This window comes from Brevundimonas sp. FV2ps16 (assembly GCF_058681075.1).
In genome coordinates, this window is sequence record NZ_CM178728.1 from 2,239,741 (window position 1) to 2,254,982 (window position 15,242).

16 protein-coding genes and 1 tRNA gene are annotated in these 15,242 nt (G+C 69.1%); 12 read left to right on the forward strand and 5 right to left on the reverse strand.

What is annotated here, in order from left to right:
- The first annotated feature begins 1 nt into the window (after window position 1).
- Genes gspE through ACW170_RS10890 form a run of 9 tightly spaced genes read left to right on the forward strand, consistent with a single transcriptional unit; the run spans window position 2 to window position 7,157 of the window.
- Window positions 2–1,498: a type II secretion system ATPase GspE gene (gene gspE / locus ACW170_RS10850; protein ID WP_492086694.1), complete on the forward strand. Its 1,497-nt coding sequence runs from the start codon at window positions 2–4 to the stop codon at window positions 1,496–1,498.
- Window positions 1,498–2,718, forward strand: coding sequence for a type II secretion system inner membrane protein GspF (gene gspF / locus ACW170_RS10855; protein WP_492086695.1), 1,221 nt, complete (start codon window positions 1,498–1,500; stop codon window positions 2,716–2,718). The genes gspE and gspF overlap by 1 nt, the downstream gene beginning before the upstream one ends.
- A gap of 13 nt (window positions 2,719–2,731) precedes the next feature.
- Window positions 2,732–3,181, forward strand: a complete 450-nt coding sequence (gene gspG, locus ACW170_RS10860) for a type II secretion system major pseudopilin GspG (protein ID WP_492086696.1) — start codon at window positions 2,732–2,734, stop codon at window positions 3,179–3,181.
- Window positions 3,182–3,221: 40 nt separating this feature from the next.
- The gene (locus ACW170_RS10865; protein WP_492086697.1) at window positions 3,222–3,614 is read left to right on the forward strand and encodes a GspH/FimT family pseudopilin; all 393 of its coding nucleotides are present in this window, start codon (window positions 3,222–3,224) and stop codon (window positions 3,612–3,614) included.
- The gene (gene gspI, locus ACW170_RS10870; RefSeq protein ID WP_492086698.1) at window positions 3,607–3,999 is read left to right on the forward strand and encodes a type II secretion system minor pseudopilin GspI; all 393 of its coding nucleotides are present in this window, start codon (window positions 3,607–3,609) and stop codon (window positions 3,997–3,999) included. The genes ACW170_RS10865 and gspI overlap by 8 nt, the downstream gene beginning before the upstream one ends.
- A gap of 26 nt (window positions 4,000–4,025) precedes the next feature.
- Window positions 4,026–4,610: a type II secretion system minor pseudopilin GspJ gene (gene gspJ / locus ACW170_RS10875; RefSeq protein WP_492086699.1), complete on the forward strand. Its 585-nt coding sequence runs from the start codon at window positions 4,026–4,028 to the stop codon at window positions 4,608–4,610.
- Between the two features lie 26 nt (window positions 4,611–4,636).
- Window positions 4,637–5,593, forward strand: a complete 957-nt coding sequence (gene gspK, locus ACW170_RS10880; protein WP_492086700.1) for a type II secretion system minor pseudopilin GspK — start codon at window positions 4,637–4,639, stop codon at window positions 5,591–5,593.
- Window positions 5,590–6,690: a type II secretion system protein GspL gene (gene gspL / locus ACW170_RS10885; protein WP_492086701.1), complete on the forward strand. Its 1,101-nt coding sequence runs from the start codon at window positions 5,590–5,592 to the stop codon at window positions 6,688–6,690. Before gspK ends, gspL begins: the two co-directional genes overlap by 4 nt.
- On the forward strand, window positions 6,687–7,157 hold the full coding sequence (locus tag ACW170_RS10890; protein ID WP_492086702.1) for a type II secretion system protein M: 471 nt from the start codon (window positions 6,687–6,689) through the stop codon (window positions 7,155–7,157). Before gspL ends, ACW170_RS10890 begins: the two co-directional genes overlap by 4 nt.
- Window positions 7,158–7,161: 4 nt before the next feature.
- Here the strand turns inward: ACW170_RS10890 and ACW170_RS10895 are convergent, their stop codons facing one another.
- The 3 genes from ACW170_RS10895 to ACW170_RS10905 all read right to left on the reverse strand — a co-directional run bounded on the left by ACW170_RS10895 (window position 7,162) and on the right by ACW170_RS10905 (window position 11,508).
- Window positions 7,162–8,178, reverse strand: coding sequence for an SMP-30/gluconolactonase/LRE family protein (locus tag ACW170_RS10895; RefSeq protein ID WP_492086703.1), 1,017 nt, complete (start codon window positions 8,176–8,178; stop codon window positions 7,162–7,164).
- Window positions 8,179–8,212: 34 nt separating this feature from the next.
- Window positions 8,213–9,307, reverse strand: a complete 1,095-nt coding sequence (locus ACW170_RS10900) for a Gfo/Idh/MocA family protein (RefSeq protein WP_492086704.1) — start codon at window positions 9,305–9,307, stop codon at window positions 8,213–8,215.
- A 113-nt stretch (window positions 9,308–9,420) separates the two neighbouring features.
- The gene (locus ACW170_RS10905) at window positions 9,421–11,508 is read right to left on the reverse strand and encodes a TonB-dependent receptor (protein WP_492086705.1); all 2,088 of its coding nucleotides are present in this window, start codon (window positions 11,506–11,508) and stop codon (window positions 9,421–9,423) included.
- Between the two features lie 50 nt (window positions 11,509–11,558).
- Between ACW170_RS10905 and ACW170_RS10910 the strand changes: the two genes are divergently transcribed.
- The gene (locus tag ACW170_RS10910; RefSeq protein ID WP_492086706.1) at window positions 11,559–12,758 is read left to right on the forward strand and encodes an acetyltransferase domain-containing protein; all 1,200 of its coding nucleotides are present in this window, start codon (window positions 11,559–11,561) and stop codon (window positions 12,756–12,758) included.
- 318 nt (window positions 12,759–13,076) lie between these two features.
- Here the strand turns inward: ACW170_RS10910 and ACW170_RS10915 are convergent.
- Window positions 13,077–13,152 (reverse strand) — tRNA-Lys (locus ACW170_RS10915).
- Between the two features lie 156 nt (window positions 13,153–13,308).
- Here ACW170_RS10915 and ACW170_RS10920 point away from each other — a divergent pair.
- Window positions 13,309–14,730 (forward strand): amino acid permease, encoded by a 1,422-nt coding sequence (locus tag ACW170_RS10920; RefSeq protein WP_492086707.1) that lies wholly within the window; start codon window positions 13,309–13,311, stop codon window positions 14,728–14,730.
- Window positions 14,730–15,083 (forward strand): Hpt domain-containing protein, encoded by a 354-nt coding sequence (locus ACW170_RS10925; protein WP_492086708.1) that lies wholly within the window; start codon window positions 14,730–14,732, stop codon window positions 15,081–15,083. The genes ACW170_RS10920 and ACW170_RS10925 overlap by 1 nt, the downstream gene beginning before the upstream one ends.
- Here the strand turns inward: ACW170_RS10925 and ACW170_RS10930 are convergent.
- Window positions 15,044–15,139, reverse strand: a complete 96-nt coding sequence (locus ACW170_RS10930; protein WP_492086709.1) for a hypothetical protein — start codon at window positions 15,137–15,139, stop codon at window positions 15,044–15,046. The genes ACW170_RS10925 and ACW170_RS10930 overlap by 40 nt on opposite strands.
- Window positions 15,140–15,242 lie beyond the last annotated feature (103 nt).

Sequence of the window (15,242 nt, forward strand, 5' to 3'; positions counted from 1 at the left end):
CATGATCACCCTGGTCAGCCCCAGCCTGCCCTATGGGTTCGCCAAACGGCACGGCGTCCTGCTGCTGGACGCCGGCGATGTGGCGCGCGTGGGCCTGCGCGAGGGCGCGGACCCGAAGGGGCTGATCGAGGCGCGAAGGGTGCTGGGACGGCCCCTGGTCGTCGAGCCGCTGGCTCAGGCCGCCTTCGATCGGCAACTGTCCGAGGTCTATGCGGGCGATCATCTGGCGGCCGCGGACGGCGAGGATCTGGACATGCCGGCCGGGCTGGACAGTCTGATCGACGACATCCCGGCGGCGGCCGACCTGCTGGATACGGCCGACGACGCGCCGGTGATCCGGCTGATCAACGGGATCATCGCCGAGGCGGTGCGGACCGGCGCCTCCGACATCCACCTGGAGACCTATGAGAGCGCGCTGCTCGTGCGGATGCGCATCGACGGGGTGCTGCGCGAGGCATTGAGCCTGAACCCGCGCATCGCGCCGCTTCTGGTGTCACGGATCAAGGTCATGGCCCGGCTCGACATCGCCGAGAAGCGGGTGCCGCAGGACGGGCGCATCCCCCTGGCCCTGGGCGGCAAGTCGCTGGACGTGCGGGTCTCGACCCTGCCGTCGCGCGGCGGCGAGCGGGTGGTGATGCGGATTCTGGACAAGGATCAGGCCGGACTGACCCTGGACCGTCTGGGCATGGCGCCCGACGCCCTGGTCGCCTTCCGCGCGGCCCTGGCCGAGCCGAACGGCATCATCCTGGTCACCGGTCCGACGGGCTCGGGCAAGACCACCAGCCTGTATGCCGGCCTGGCCCTGCTGAATGACCAGACGCGCAACATCCTGACGGTCGAGGACCCGGTCGAATACGCCATCGACGGAGTCGGCCAGACCCAGGTCAACACCAAGGTCGGCATGACCTTCGCGGCGGGCCTGCGGGCCATTCTGCGCCAGGACCCGGACGTGGTCATGGTGGGAGAAATCCGCGACGTGGAGACGGCGGGAGTCGCGGTCCAGGCCGCCCTGACCGGCCACCTGGTCCTGTCCACCGTCCACACGAACGATGCGGCGGGGGCGGTGACGCGGCTGCGCGACATGGGGGTGGAGCCCTTCCTGCTGGCCTCGACCCTGCGGCTGATCGTGGCCCAGCGGCTGGTGCGCCGGCTGTGCGACCACTGCCGCGCGCCCGAGATCGCCGACAAGCCGACCGCCAAACTGATCGGCGCCAAGGCCGGGGTTCGGGTCTGGCGTCCGCACGGCTGCGCCCATTGCGGAAACACCGGCTATGTCGGTCGGGTCGGGCTTTATGAGGTGCTGAAGATCGACGACCGCGTGCGCCGCCTGATCGCGGCCGAGGCGGACGAGGACGCGGTGGTCGCCGCGGCCTTCGCCGGGGGCGGAACCCTGACGGAACGCGCGCGCGCCCTGGTGCTGGACGGCGTGACCTCGGTCGAGGAGGCGGTGCGCGTCGCGCGGCAGGAGACCGCGACCGATCCGGCGGAGGCGGCCTGATGGCGGCCTTCGACTATGTGGCCGTGGACGCGGCGGGCCGCACCGTTTCGGGCGCCGTCACCGCTTCGGACGAGGCGGCGGCGCGGGGGCAGTTGACGCGGCGCCGGCTTATGCCGCTGGAACTGACGCCGGCCCGGATCGCGGCGCGGTCCGAACGGGGCGGTTCAGGTTCGGTCCGGGGCGACCGGCTGAACGCCAAGACCCTGGCCCTGACCACCCGCCAGCTGGCGACCCTGATTTCGGTCTCGCCGATGGAGGAAGCCCTGCGCACCCTGGCGCTTCAGGCCGACCGGCCGGTGGTGCGGCGGGTGCTGGAAGGGGTTCACGCGGGGGTTATGGAGGGGCGGCGCCTGTCGGACGCCATGGCTCTGCAGGGCCAGGCCTTCCCGCCGCTGTACCGGGCCATGGTCTCGGCCGGCGAACAGTCCGGCGCGTTGCAGCCCATTCTGGAACGTCTGGCCGACGGGCTGGAGCGGGACCAGCAGGTGCGCGGCAAGGTGATCACCGCCGTGGTCTATCCCAGCGTCCTGGCTGTGGTGGCCCTGGGCGTGATCGCTATTCTGATGACCTTCGTCGTGCCCAAGGTGGTCGATCAGTTCGAGAGCATGAACCAGACCCTGCCGCTGCTGACGCGGCTGGTGATCGGGGTCTCGGACCTGATGCGGAACTGGGGCTGGCTGTTCCTGCTCTTGTTGGCCGGGCTGATCGCCGGGGGCGTGGTCGCGCGGCGCCGACCCGAGATCCGCCTGCGGATCGACCAGGCGATGCTGCGGCTGCCGGTCGTAGGCCGCCTGACTCGCGACCTGCACGGGGCGCGGATGGCGCGGACCCTTTCGACCATGATCGCCGCCGGCTTGCCGGTGCTGGAAGGCCTGACCATCACCGCACGGACCGTGTCCAACATGGCCCTGCGACGGGCCACGGAATCCATGAGCGAAGCCGTGCGCGAGGGCGGGGGGCTGTCGGCCGCCATGCGTCGGGCCGACGTCTTCCCGCCGCTGCTGGTCTATATGACCGCTTCGGGCGAGAGCAGCGGACGGCTGGAGCCGATGCTGGAGCGCGCCGCCGACTATCTGGAACGCGAGTTCGCCACCTTCACCGCCGTGATGCTGAGCCTGCTCGAGCCGGCCATTATCGTGGTCATGGGCGGGGTGGTCGCGATGATCGTCCTGTCGATCCTGCTGCCCATTCTTCAGATCAACACCCTGGCCATGGGGTGAGGAGAGTTTAGTCATGACGTCAGAACATCAGAACAAGCGGCGCAAACGTCAGGGTTTCACCCTGGTCGAGCTCATGGTGGTCATCGTCATCATCGGCCTGCTGGCGACGGTGGTGGCGCTGAATGTCCTGCCCAGCCAGGACCGGGCCATGGTCGGCAAGGCCAAGGCGGACATCTCGGTTCTGGAACAGGCGATCGAGACCTATCGGCTGGACAATCTGAACTTCCCCACTGACCAGCAGGGGCTTCAGGCTCTGGTCGCCGCGCCCGCCGGCCTGGCCCAGCCGGAACGCTATCGCGAGGGCGGCTATGTGCGCCGCCTGCCCGAAGATCCGTGGGGCAACCCCTACCGCTACCGTCGTCAGAGCACGCACGGCCAGCAGTTCGACGTCTTCTCCCTGGGAGCGGACGGCAAGGAAGGGGGCGAGGGCAATGACGCGGACCTCGGCAACTGGCAGGGCTAGGCTTCAGCGTCGCCGTTCGGGATTCACTCTGGTCGAGCTGATGGTCACGATCACGGTCATCGGCCTGGCGGCCGGGGCGGTGGTCCTGTCGATGCCGGACCCCCGACCGGCCGTGGGGCTGGAAGCGGAACAGTTCGCCGCCCGGCTGTCGCGCGCCCGTGAAGAGGCGATCCTGACCAACCGCCCCGTGGCGGCGGAGGCGGACGCCTCGGGCTACGGATTCGCCAGCTTCGACGGCGCGACGTGGACGCCGTTGACCGGCGTCTTCATCGCCCGGACCTGGGGCGAGGGCGTCGCCGCGCCCGCCGATCCGATCCGTATCGTCTTCGATCCCACCGGGATCGCCGACCCGGCGCAGGTGCGCCTGACCCGCGACAACCAGTCCCGCACAGTGGCGGTCGACGGTGCGGGCGAGGTGTCGATCAATGATTGACGAAATTCCTGTTCAAGCCGCGAAACGCTCAGCGTCGCGCCACGGCTTCACGCTGATCGAAATGCTGGTGGCCCTGGCGGTCTTCGCCCTGGCGGCCATGGCCTTGCTGAACCTGTCGGGCGAAAGCACACGGTCGGCGGTGCGGGTCGAGGCGCGCACCCTGGGCGGGGTCGTGGCCGAGAATATCGCGGCGGAGACCATGATCGCCCCCAGCCTGCCGGTCGGGGAAAGCGCCGGGGAGGTGCAGATGGCCGGTCGCATCTGGCGCTGGCGTCGGATCGTCACGGGAACCGAAGTCCCCGGCATGGGACGGATCGACGTGCGGGTTTCCACCGATGAGGGGCAGGTGGCGGACCGCGTTCTGTTCCGGGCGGCGGGATCATGAGGCCCGGGCGCATGAGGTGGGGGCGCATGAGGCGAGGCGGCTTCACCCTGGTCGAGGTGCTGGTGTCGCTGGCGATCTTCGCTGTGCTGGCCGGCGCGGGGGCCCTGATGCTGAGCCAGACCATCGACACCCGGTTCGCCGTGCGGGCCGAGACCGACCGGGTCGGCGACATCCAACGGATGCGGGCCCTGCTGAAGGCCGACCTGGCCCAGGCCGCGCCCCGTCGCACCCGCGCGCCGACCGGCCGCCCCCTGCCGCGCGCCCTGATGGGGCAGGAAACGCCGGGCGATCCGATCCTGACCCTGGTCCGCAACGGCTGGTCCAATCCGAGCGAGGCGGCGCGGCCGTCGTTGCAGCGGGTCGAATACCGGGTGGTCGACGGGCGGCTGGAGCGACGGGTCTCGCCCTATCTGGACGGCGCCCGCGCCGGCCCGCCCCAGGTGCTGTGCCGGGGGGTCAAGGACGCCGTCGTGACCTTTATCCAGGACGGGTCGGAGGCCCAGGCCTTCATCTCGTCCAGCGATCGGCCCCTGCCGGACGCCGTGCGTATCGTCATGACCCTGGACGGCGTCGGTCGGCTGGAACAGCTGTTCCTGGTGGCCTCGGCATGAGCAGGGGACGGGCGTCGCGCGAGGGCATGGCCCTGTTGACCGTTCTGCTGCTGGTTGCGGTGATGGCGGTGGTGGCGGTCGCCATTCTGGACGACGTCCGCTTCTCGGTGCGCCGCACGACCAACGCCGAAACCCAGGCCCAGGCCCAGTGGTACGCCGCCGGCGCCGAAAGCCTGGCGCGGCGCCAGATCGCCGATCTGATCCAGGCGAACGGGACGCGCACGCCGATGGAGCCGCGCTGGAACGGTCGGGTCATGGAATTCCCGGTCGAGGAGGGGGCGATCCGCGCGGTCGTCACCGACGGCCAGAACTGTTTCAACCTGAACGCCCTGGTCTATGGCCAGGGCGAGGATCTGTTCGCCCGGCCCGAGGGCGCGGCCCAGTTCATCGCCCTGGGAACCGCCCTGGGTCTGTCGCGCGCTCGTATGACCGCCGCCGCCGCCGCCCTGACCGATTGGATGGACAATGACGCCGAGGCCTCGGCCGGCGGGGCGGAAGATGCACGCTACGCCGGTCTGGCGACCCCCTATCGCACCGGCGGCGTCATGCTGGCCGACGTCAGCGAGATGCGGGCGGTCGCGAACATCGACGCCGACCTGTACCGGCGGCTGCGGCCCTATGTCTGCGCCCTGCCGACGACCGCCCAGGCGCGGCTGAACCCCAACAGCCTGACCCCGGCCCAGGCGCCGCTGCTGGTGATGTTGACGCAAGGGGCGGTGGGCTTGCAGACCGCCCGCGCCGTTATCGCCGCCCGCCCTGTTTCCGGCTGGTCCAGCGTCGAGGCCTTCTGGACGCAACAGGCCCTGAAGAACTTCACGCCTGATGAGGAAACCCAGGCGCAAGTCTCTCTGCTGACCCGCTATTTCGATCTTCGGGTCGATATCGACTACGGCGGCGCCCACGCCGTCCGCACCGCTCTTTTGTACGCTGCGCCGGACGGCGCCGTGCGTACCATCATTCGCCGCTGGACCCCTGAAGAATGAGCCAGACCCGTATCGTCATCATCCCGCCGGCGGCCTCGATGCCGGCCAATTTCCTGACGTTCGACGCGAACGGACGGGTGCTACAGCGCGGAGCCCTGCTGCTGGAGGACGCGGCGGCGACGCCGGACGTCCGCACGGTGGCCGTGGCCCCCGGCGCCGACGTCCTGGTGCGCTGGCTGGACCTGCCGGTCGGGGGCGCGGCCCAGGTGCGGGCCGCCGCGCGCTGGGCGCTGAAGGACGATCTGGCCGGGGATCCGGAACGGACCGTGGTGGCGGTCGGACCCGTCACGGCCGAGGGGCCGCGTCTGGTCGCCGCCGTCGGGGCGGGCCTGCTGGAGGCCTGGATCGACTATCTCGCCGGGCTGGGGATTACGCCGGTCGTCATCGTGCCCGATTGTCTGGCGCTGCCGGAACCGGAGGGGGAGGGGCTGAACGCCGCCGCCTTCGGCGCCGACATCGCCCTGCGCGGCGCCCGGTTCGCGGCCACCGTCCAGCCGGACCTGGTCGAAGTGGTGGCGGCGGGTCGTGCCGTGGTCGGCATCAAGGATCGCGAGACGCTGGAGCGGTTGCTGGCGGTCGCCGCCGCTGCGCCGGCCATCGATCTGTTGTCGGGCGTCGAGCGTCGGCGCGAGACCGCGCGCGGCGGCTGGCGCTTGGCCGCAGCCCTGGCGGCGGCCCTGGTCGTCTCGCCCCTCATTCTGACGGTTGCCGCGGGTGCGCGCGACCAGATCGCCGCCGACCGGGCCGAGCGCCGCACCCTGGCGCTGATTGCCGAAATCATGCCGGACGCAGCCGAGGCCGCCGATCCGGTGGAGGAGGCGCGTCGTCGCCTGGCCGTCGCCCCGCCGCCCGGGGGGCTGACGACGGCCGCCGCCGCCCTGTTCGCCGCAGTGGAACAGGTCGAGGGGGCGGAACTGGACAGTCTCAGCGCCGATCCCGCCAAGGGGGTGCGCGCCACCGTCAGCTATCCGGCCTTCTCGGACCTGGAGACCCTGCGCACCGCCATGGCGGCGGCGGGCTTGTCGATGTCGGACGCCTCGACCGTCGAGGACGGCGGCAGGGTGGTCAGTGAAGTCGTGATAGGAGGCGCCGTATGAACGGCCTGATGTCTCAAGCCGCCGCCTGGTGGGACGGCCGCACCCTTCGCGAGCAGCGGATGTTGGCGGTCATGGGGCTGGCGATCGGCGCCGTCCTGGTCTGGCTTCTGGTCGTGCGGCCGGTCTGGGCCTGGCGCGCCGACACCGCCGATGCGCGCGTCGTCGCCGAGGCGGACCTGGCGATGGTCCAGGCCGCCGGCGGTCGCCTGGCTCACGCCGCTGCGCCGGGCGACGTCGATGTTTCGGCCGTGGTCGCCGAGGTCGGGTCGATGACGGGTCTGACGCCGGTCATGGGCATGTCGGCGGACGGGGGCCTGGGCTTCAGCCTGACCAATGTGTCCTCGACGGCCGCCTTCGGCTGGCTGGCGGCCCTGCAGGAGCGCAAGATTCAGGCGACCGCCCTCAATGTCGTCGAGAACGCCGATGCGACCCTGAGCCTGGAAGGGACGCTCGCGCCCGCGCCCTGACCGCTCAGCCGCGCGTCACGGTGCGCAGTTTCAGCAGCCGGTCGCCCGCCGTGATGAACAGGGTGCGGCCGTCCTCGCCGAAGGTGCAGTTGGCCGCCGCGCCCCCGGTCTGGATCAGGCCGAGCGCCCGGCCGTCCGCCGCCAGCACATGGACTCCGCCCGGGCCGGTGACGAACAGACGGCCCTCGCGGTCCACGGCCATGCCGTCGGGCAGGCCGGGATTGGCCGGACCGACCAGATCGGTGAAGTCCTTCAGCACCCGGCCGCTGGCGGCGATGTCCGCCGCGGTCAGATCGTAGGCCATCAGCACGGCCCGCGCCGGGTCCGACACCGCGACATAGAGGGCGCGCTGGTCGGGCGACAGCGCGACGCCGTTGGGGAAGGTCAGGTCGGCGACCACCAGGGTCACCCCGCCCTGGGGGGCCAGTCTATAGACGCCGTTGTGCGCCTGCTCCTTCAGCGGCGACTGGTCCATGTCCTTCAGCCCATAGGGCGGGTCGGTGAAGAAGATCGCGCCATCTGACGCCTGAACCAGGTCATTGGGCGAGTTGAACCGCTTGCCCTCGTATTGCGTCGCCAACAGGGTCTTGGCCCGCGTGGCCAGATCGACCCGAGCGACGGCGCGGTTGCCGTGATCCGCCATCAGGATCGAGCCCGTCGGACCGACGATCAGGCCGTTCGATCCCGGCTCGCGGAAGCCCGAGGCGTCCGGTCCGTCATAGCCGGACGGCTCCATGAAGACCGAGGCGCCGTCTTGTTCCGACCAGCGGTGGATCCGGTTGTTCGGCACGTCGCTGAACAGCAGATAGTCGCCTTCGGCGATCCAGACGGGGCCTTCCGACCAGGTGAAGCCGGACGCCAGGGTCTCGATCCGGGCGTCCGGGCCGATCAGCCTGTCCAGCGCGGGGTCCAGGCGCACGACGCCGACGGCGAGAGGCGACTCCTTCGCCTGCGCCAGGGTCGAAAGGCCGGCGGCGCCGGCGACACCACCGGCAAGAACGAGGCGACGCGAAAGGGTCAAGGCGGATCTCCGGAAGAGGCGATGGGTCTGGGGTTCAGAGCGAGACGGCGCGGCGTTCGCGGGCGGAGCGATAGATGGCCTCGATGATCCGCATGTCCCGCAGGCCTTCTTCGCCCGCGACAATGGGCTCGGCGCCGGTCATCACACACTGCGACAGATGGTCCAGCTGGGCCGAGAACTGGTTCTGCGGCGCTTCCGGAACGGGATGATCCTCGGTGCGCCAGTCCTTGAGGCGGCGCAGGCGGTTGCCCGAATAGGCAGTCGCCGGCTCGGCGTCGACCCAGCCCTTGTCGCCGACCATGCGGAAGCGGTTGTGGTTCGACCCATAGGAAGAGACGCAGTTGGCCTGGGCGCCCGAGGGAAAACGAAGCTGGAAATTGATCATGTCCTCGACCTCGCGGAACTTCGGGTCCGACCGGTCGGTCGTTTCCGTCGCCGTCACCTCCACCGGCTCTTCGCCCGTCAGATAGCGCGCGGCCTGGAGGCTGTAGATGCCGATGTCCATCAGCGAGCCGCCGCCGGCTAAGGCCCGGTTCAGCCGCCATTGGGTTGGATCGCCGATAGTGAAGCCATGTTCGGCCGTGACCACGCGGGGCCGGCCGATCTCACCTGAGCGGGCGATCCTCATCGCCTCGCGGTTGGCCGCCTCGAAATGGCAGCGATAGCCGATCATCAGCTTGCGGTCGGCCGCGCGGCAGGCGGCGATCATTTCTTCCGCCTCGGCCGCCGTATTGGCCATGGGCTTTTCGCACATGACGTGCTTGCCGGCCGCGGCGGCGCGCAGGGTGTATTCGTGGTGCATCCCGTTCGGCAGGATCACATAGACGATGTCCACGTCCGGGTTGTCACGGATCGTGTCAAAGGTCTGGTAGTTGTAGAGGCCGCGGTCGGGGACGCCGTATTTCGCGGCGTAGCGCCGCGCCTTCTCGGGCGAGCCGCTGACCAGGGCCGTGACGCGCGAATGGCGGCATTCGGCGAAGCGCGGCAGGATGACGTCCGCATAACCGCCCAGACCGACGATGGCGTAGCCCAGCCGCCGCTCCGGCGCCTGCGCGGCCAGGGCCGAGGCCGGGGCCAGGCCGGCCGCGGCGGCGCCTAGTTTCATCATGGTTCGGCGCGTGGGGGTCATGATCGTCCGCTCTTCCACTGGATTTTGACGCGCCGACATACTGACCGGCGTTTGCCGCCGGGGGCAAGCCATGATCCTCGGGACCTGCCCCCTCGGCTTCGAACTTTGTCCTTCTACAGGGCCAGCCGCAGCGAGGCGCGGATGCTGCGCGGCGCGCCCGGGAAGATCCATAAGGCGCTGTACGAGCTGGCGGCGTAGCGCTCATCGAACAGGTTATCGATCTCGACCCGCGCCGTGACCTGAGGCGTGATCCCGTATTCGACCGCCGCCTTGGCCTTCCAATAGTCCGGCAGGCGCACCGGGTTGACGGTCAGGGCGCCGGCCCGGTCTCCGACGTAGGCTGCGCCCGCCATCAGGGACCAGTCCGTGCCGTGCGGCGTTGCGAACCGGCCGATCACGAACAGCGATCCAGAGTGTTCCGGCACATTCAGCACCGCGTCGGTGGCGAAGGCGCTGTCGTCGGCCTTGGCGTCGGTAAAGGCGTAGTTGGCGACCACCTGCCACGCCTCGCCGACCCGCACCGATCCGTCCAGCTCGATCCCGCGCGAAGTCAGCTTGCCGACCGGCGCCAGATAGTTGGCGTCCACCGGGTCACTGGTCAGGATGTTGGTCTTTTCGATGTCGAAGACGGTGGCCGCCAGGTCTATCCCCTCCCAGGCGCCAGACAGGCCGATCTCGTAGCCCTTGCCCTCTTCCGGGGCGAAGCCGGCGCCGGTCCGGCCCGTGCCCGAGTTCAGCACGAAGGATTCGCCGTAGCTGGCGTGGGCCGTCAGATTGTCGGTCAGGCGATAGCGGGCGGCGAAGCGATAATCGACCGGGCTGTCCTTGTTCTCGCCCACGGCGCCGGTGCGGTTGTTGCGGATGGTCTGGCTGTAGTCGTCCCAGCGCAGGCCCGCGACCAGGCTGAGACGGTCGTTCACCTCCCACAGGTCCTGGGCGTAGACGGTGACGACCTCGCGCGTTTCGAGATTGTCGGTGAAGGGCAGGGGCGTGGGGCTGGGGACCGCGCCATAGACGGGATTGAACAGGTTGATCGGATAGGGGTTGGCCGCCGTCGGATTGATCCTCAGCCACTTCTCGCCATAGGTCAGTTGATAGGCCTTCACGCCGAAGCCCAGAGTGTGGACGCCCAGGCCGGTGGCGACCACGCCGTTCAGTTCCAGACGGGCCGACAGGTCCTCGACCGTGAAGTCGCGGCCCCGACGTTGGCGCCACAAGGTGTCGCCGACCAGGCGCGAATGGTCGCTGGACAGGCCCTTCAGCGAGCCGCCCCGCCAGGCCACGCCGCCGTTCAGGCTCCAGTTGTCGCTGATCTGGTACTCGCCGGTGATCTGGTGCCGTTCGTTGCGGAACCGCGTCGGGCCGTCGCTGGGCTCGCCGTAATAGTTCGACTCCGGCAGGGCCAGGGCGTCGCCGTTGACCGCCGGCATGCCTCGGTCGAACAGGGTCGAAAAGACGGTGAACTCGCCGACATAGGTCAGGCGGAGGGCGTCGTTGGGCCGCCAGGTCAGGGACGGGGCGACCGAGGTGCGGTCCATCCCCACATGGTCGCGCCAGCCCTCGCTGGTCTCGCCCGCCAGCACCAGCCGCCCGGCAAGGGTTTCCGAGATAGGGCCGGTCACGTCCAGTTCGCCGCGCCTCAGGCCGAAGGAGCCGACCGTGCCGGTGAAGACCGCATCGGGAGTGAAACGCGGAGTCTTGGAGACGATGTTGATCCGGCCCGCCGCGTCGATGTCGCCGAACAGGGCGCCGGCCGGGCCCTTCAGCACCTCGATCCGCTCGGCCGTGGCGGGGTCGCGCGGCGGCGCCATGCCCCGGTTGGCCAGGAAGCCGTCGACATAATATTCCGCCCCGCCGTCGGGCGTGCCCAGGAAACCGCGGATAGCGAAATTGTCCATCACCCCGCCGCGGTTGTTCTGCTGGCTGACGCCGCTGACCAGTTCCAGAGCGTCGGACAGGCGGGTGGCCCCGACGGCGTCCAGCAGGTCGCTTTCGATGGAGCGGCTGGACGGAGACATCCGCTCGGTCACCGCGCCGACGCCCAGGGTGCGGTCGTGCGGGGCCGTGCGACGACCCAGAACCACGATCTCGCCGACGGTCGCGTCCGCGCCCGGCTCCAGGGTCGGCTCCAGCGCGGCGGGGGATTCGGCGTTGGCGGCGGCCAGCAGGCACAGGCTGGCGCAGCTCGAAAGCAGGGACACGTGAAACTCCGTTGAAACGTTATAAAGTATCGGCTATCCGCTTCCGCCTGATGATGTCAACCGCTGCAACGCTTGCGCCCGCCTCCGTCGCCCCGCCCGAACAGGTCCGTTCGGCCGGTCGCATCCGCTCGATCGACGCCCTGCGCGGCCTGGTGATCCTGCTGATGCTGGTGGACCATGCGCGGGAGTTCTTTTTCATCCACGCCCAGGTCTCGGACCCGATGAACCTGGAGACCACATCTCCAGCCCTGTTCTTCACCCGTCTGTCGGCCCATCTGTGCGCGCCGGTGTTCGTGGCCCTGACCGGACTGGGCGCTTGGCTTTATGGCAACGGCAGAGGGGGAGGGGCGGTCGGCGCACGGGCGGCGTCCGACTTCCTGCTGAAACGCGGCCTGTTTCTGGTGGCGCTGGAGCTGACGCTTGTCGGTTTCGGCTGGAGCTTTTCCTTCTCGCCCCAGATCATCTATCTCCAGGTCATCTGGGCCATCGGCCTGTCGATGATCGCCCTGGCCGCCCTGGTGCATCTGCCGCGCCCGATCCTGATCGCCGTCGGCCTGATCATCATCCTGGGTCACAATCTGCTGGATCCCATCACCATCGCGGCGGGCCAGCCGGGCCATGTCCTGTGGGCGGTGCTGCACGACCGCACCCTGATCGACCTGCCCTGGGGCGGTCAGGTTCGGACCTCCTATCCCCTTCTGCCCTGGATCGGCATCGCGGCTCTGGGGTACGCGATCGGGCCTTGGTTCGTCGGCGATGCGTCGTCGCGTCTAAGGCGTCTTGTCCTGACGGGCCTAGGCGCCCTGACGCTGCTGGTCGTGCTCCGGGGGCTCAATGTCTACGGCGATCCGACGCCCTGGGCCGTCCAGGCCACGCCGCTTCATACGGTCATGAGCGTGCTGAACCTGACCAAATATCCGCCCTCGGCCGACTTCGTCCTGCTGACGCTAGGCGTCGGCGCCCTGGGTCTCGCCGCCCTCGAGCATGGGCCGGCGCGATTGACGGGCCTCCTGGCCGTCTTCGGCGGGGCGCCGCTGTTCTTCTATCTGATCCACATCTACGGGCTGCACCTGCTGTACCTGTCGGCCCTGGCCCTGTTCGGCGCCAACCAGGGCGACAGCTTCGGCGTGCCCGGCGTCGGCTGGCTGTGGACCATCGCCGCGGTCGTCGCCATGCCCTGCTGGTTCGCCTGTCGCTGGTTTGCAGGGGTCAAGCGACGCAGTTCCCAGCCGTGGATGCGCTACCTCTGAACGTCCTTACGTGGCGGCTCATCGTCGCGCTCGCCCTTGTCGTGATTGTCTCGCGCCTCGGACGCGGCATCCAGCATTCGGATGGCCGACAAGTCGGCTTCCTGGGCCGTCATGCGGATCGAATCCTGCGACGGGTCCTCGACAACGACGGCGTCCTTTGACGCCCGTGGCGTTAGAGGGCCTTGGCGGGTTGAACTACGGTCAGTCATGCCAACTGAACACAGCGACCTGTGTGCGGTTCCTGCCCTTTGGCCAAACGCGCAAAAAGCGCCCTTAGGGGCGCCGACCGCTAACCAGTTGATTTTAAGGGAAAGACGATGGTGGGTGATGTAGGGTTCGAACCTACGACCCGCTGATTAAGAGTCAGCTGCTCTACCAACTGAGCTAATCACCCGACCGGTCGTCTTGTCTGCGGCGAAGGCGACTGCCTTGCCGAAGGGCGCTCCTACTACCCACCCGCCGGGGAGTTGGCAAGCGCTTTCGCAAACTTTCTTTGACGGGCATGGTCCGCACGGAATCGGTCGCGTGGGGCGGCGGGGGAGTGAGCATCATGGCCTTCTGGAACCGGCGTCGTTCGATCGACGTCATGACGGTGCCGCACGACGGACCGGCGCTGAAGAAGACCCTCGGCTGGCCGCATCTGATGCTGCTGGGCATCGGGGCCATTGTGGGCACGGGCATCTATACGCTGACGGGCGTGGGGGTGGAAAAGGCGGGACCGGGGATCATCGTGGCCTTCGCCATCGTGGGCGTGATCTGCGCCTGCGTCGCCCTGGCCTATGCCGAACTGGCGACCCTGATGCCGGCCTCAGGCGGGGCCTATACCTATAGCTATGCGGCGCTCGGCGAGGCGATCGCCTGGATCATCGGCTGGAGTCTGATCCTGGAATATTCGCTGGTGGTCAGCGCCGTGGCCGTCGGCTGGTCCGAATATGCGGTCGGTTTCCTGCGAACGCTCGATATCCTTATTCCCCAGGCCCTGGCGGCGGGGCCTCATGCGGACGGGATCGTCAATGTCCCGGCGATCGCCATCATCCTGGCGGTGACCGGCCTTCTGCTGCTCGGCACCAAGGAGAGCGCAACGGTCAATGCCGTGCTGGTGGTGGTCAAGTGCAGCGCCCTGCTGGTCTTCATCGCCGTGGTCGCGCCCGCGTTCGACCCGGCCAATTTCGAGCCGCTGATGCCCTACGGCTTCAACAAGAACGGCCCGGCGGGGGCGGAGGTCGGGGTCATGGCGGGGGCGGCCATCGTCTTCTTCGCCTTCTACGGCTTCGACGCCGTGGCGACGGCGGCGGAGGAGACGCGCAATCCGGCCCGCGACCTGACCATCGGCATCTTGGGCTCCATGATCATCTGCACCATATTGTACATGCTGGTGGCGGCCCTGGCGGTCGGATCCATGCCGTTCGGCCAGTTTGCCGACAGCGGCGAGCCCCTGGCCCTGATCCTGCGCATCCTGAACCAGCCGCTGGCGGCCCAGATCGTGGCCGCGGCCGTCATCGTCGGCGTGCCGACGGTGATCCTGGCCTTCTTCTATGGCCAGACCCGCATCTTCTACGTCATGGCGCGCGACGGCCTGCTGCCGCGCCGTCTGGGCCGGGTGTCGCAGCGCGGGGTGCCGGTGGTGGTCACCCTGTTCACCGCCGTGATCGTCAGCATCCTTGCCGGCCTGCTGCCGCTGGACGAGATCGCCGCCCTGGCCAATGCGGGGACGCTGGCGGCCTTCACCGCCGTCTGCGCCAGCCTGCTGGTCCTGAGGGTCCGCGACGCGGTGCGCACGCGGGTGTTCAAGGCTCCTCTGGCCTGGATCATCGGTCCGCTCGGCATCGCGGGTTGCCTGTATCTGCTCTTCAGCCTGCCCGTGAGCACCCAGGTCTGGTTCCTGATCTGGAACCTCGGCGGCCTAGTCGTCTATTTCGTCTGGTCGTCGAAAAACTCGCGCCTGGCCAAGGGCGAGGAAGAGGCCGCCTGATGGCGCGTCGCGACCTGACCGGCGCCGTCGACTTCAGCGTGCTGGAAGGCATGACCGGCGGCGACGCGGCGATTTCGGAAGAGGTGCTGGGCCTGTTCGTCGAACAGGCCGCCCTCTGGTCCGCCCTGCTGAATCCGAAAGTCGACGGCTGGCGCGACGGGGTCCACACCATCCGGGGCGCGGCGGCGGGCATCGGCGCCGGCGACCTGGCTGCGATCTGCGCCGAGGCGGAAGCCGCAGAACAGGCCCTGGCGGCGCCGGCGCTGGAGCGGGTCCGAACGGCGATGGACGCCGCTCTAACTGACGTCGCCGCCTATCGGCACGAGCTGATGCTGCGGGGGTTGCGGGGGTAGTCCAAATCCTGTGCGGCGTGGCGAATGTCGAGGATGACGACCAGGTCGTTCGCCACGCGATAGCGGATCAGATACGGCGGAATATGGGTCAGCTGGCGACCCGCCGCTGATCGGCGCGCCGCGCTCCGGAAACTCGGACAGACTGTCGCCCGCCGTCTT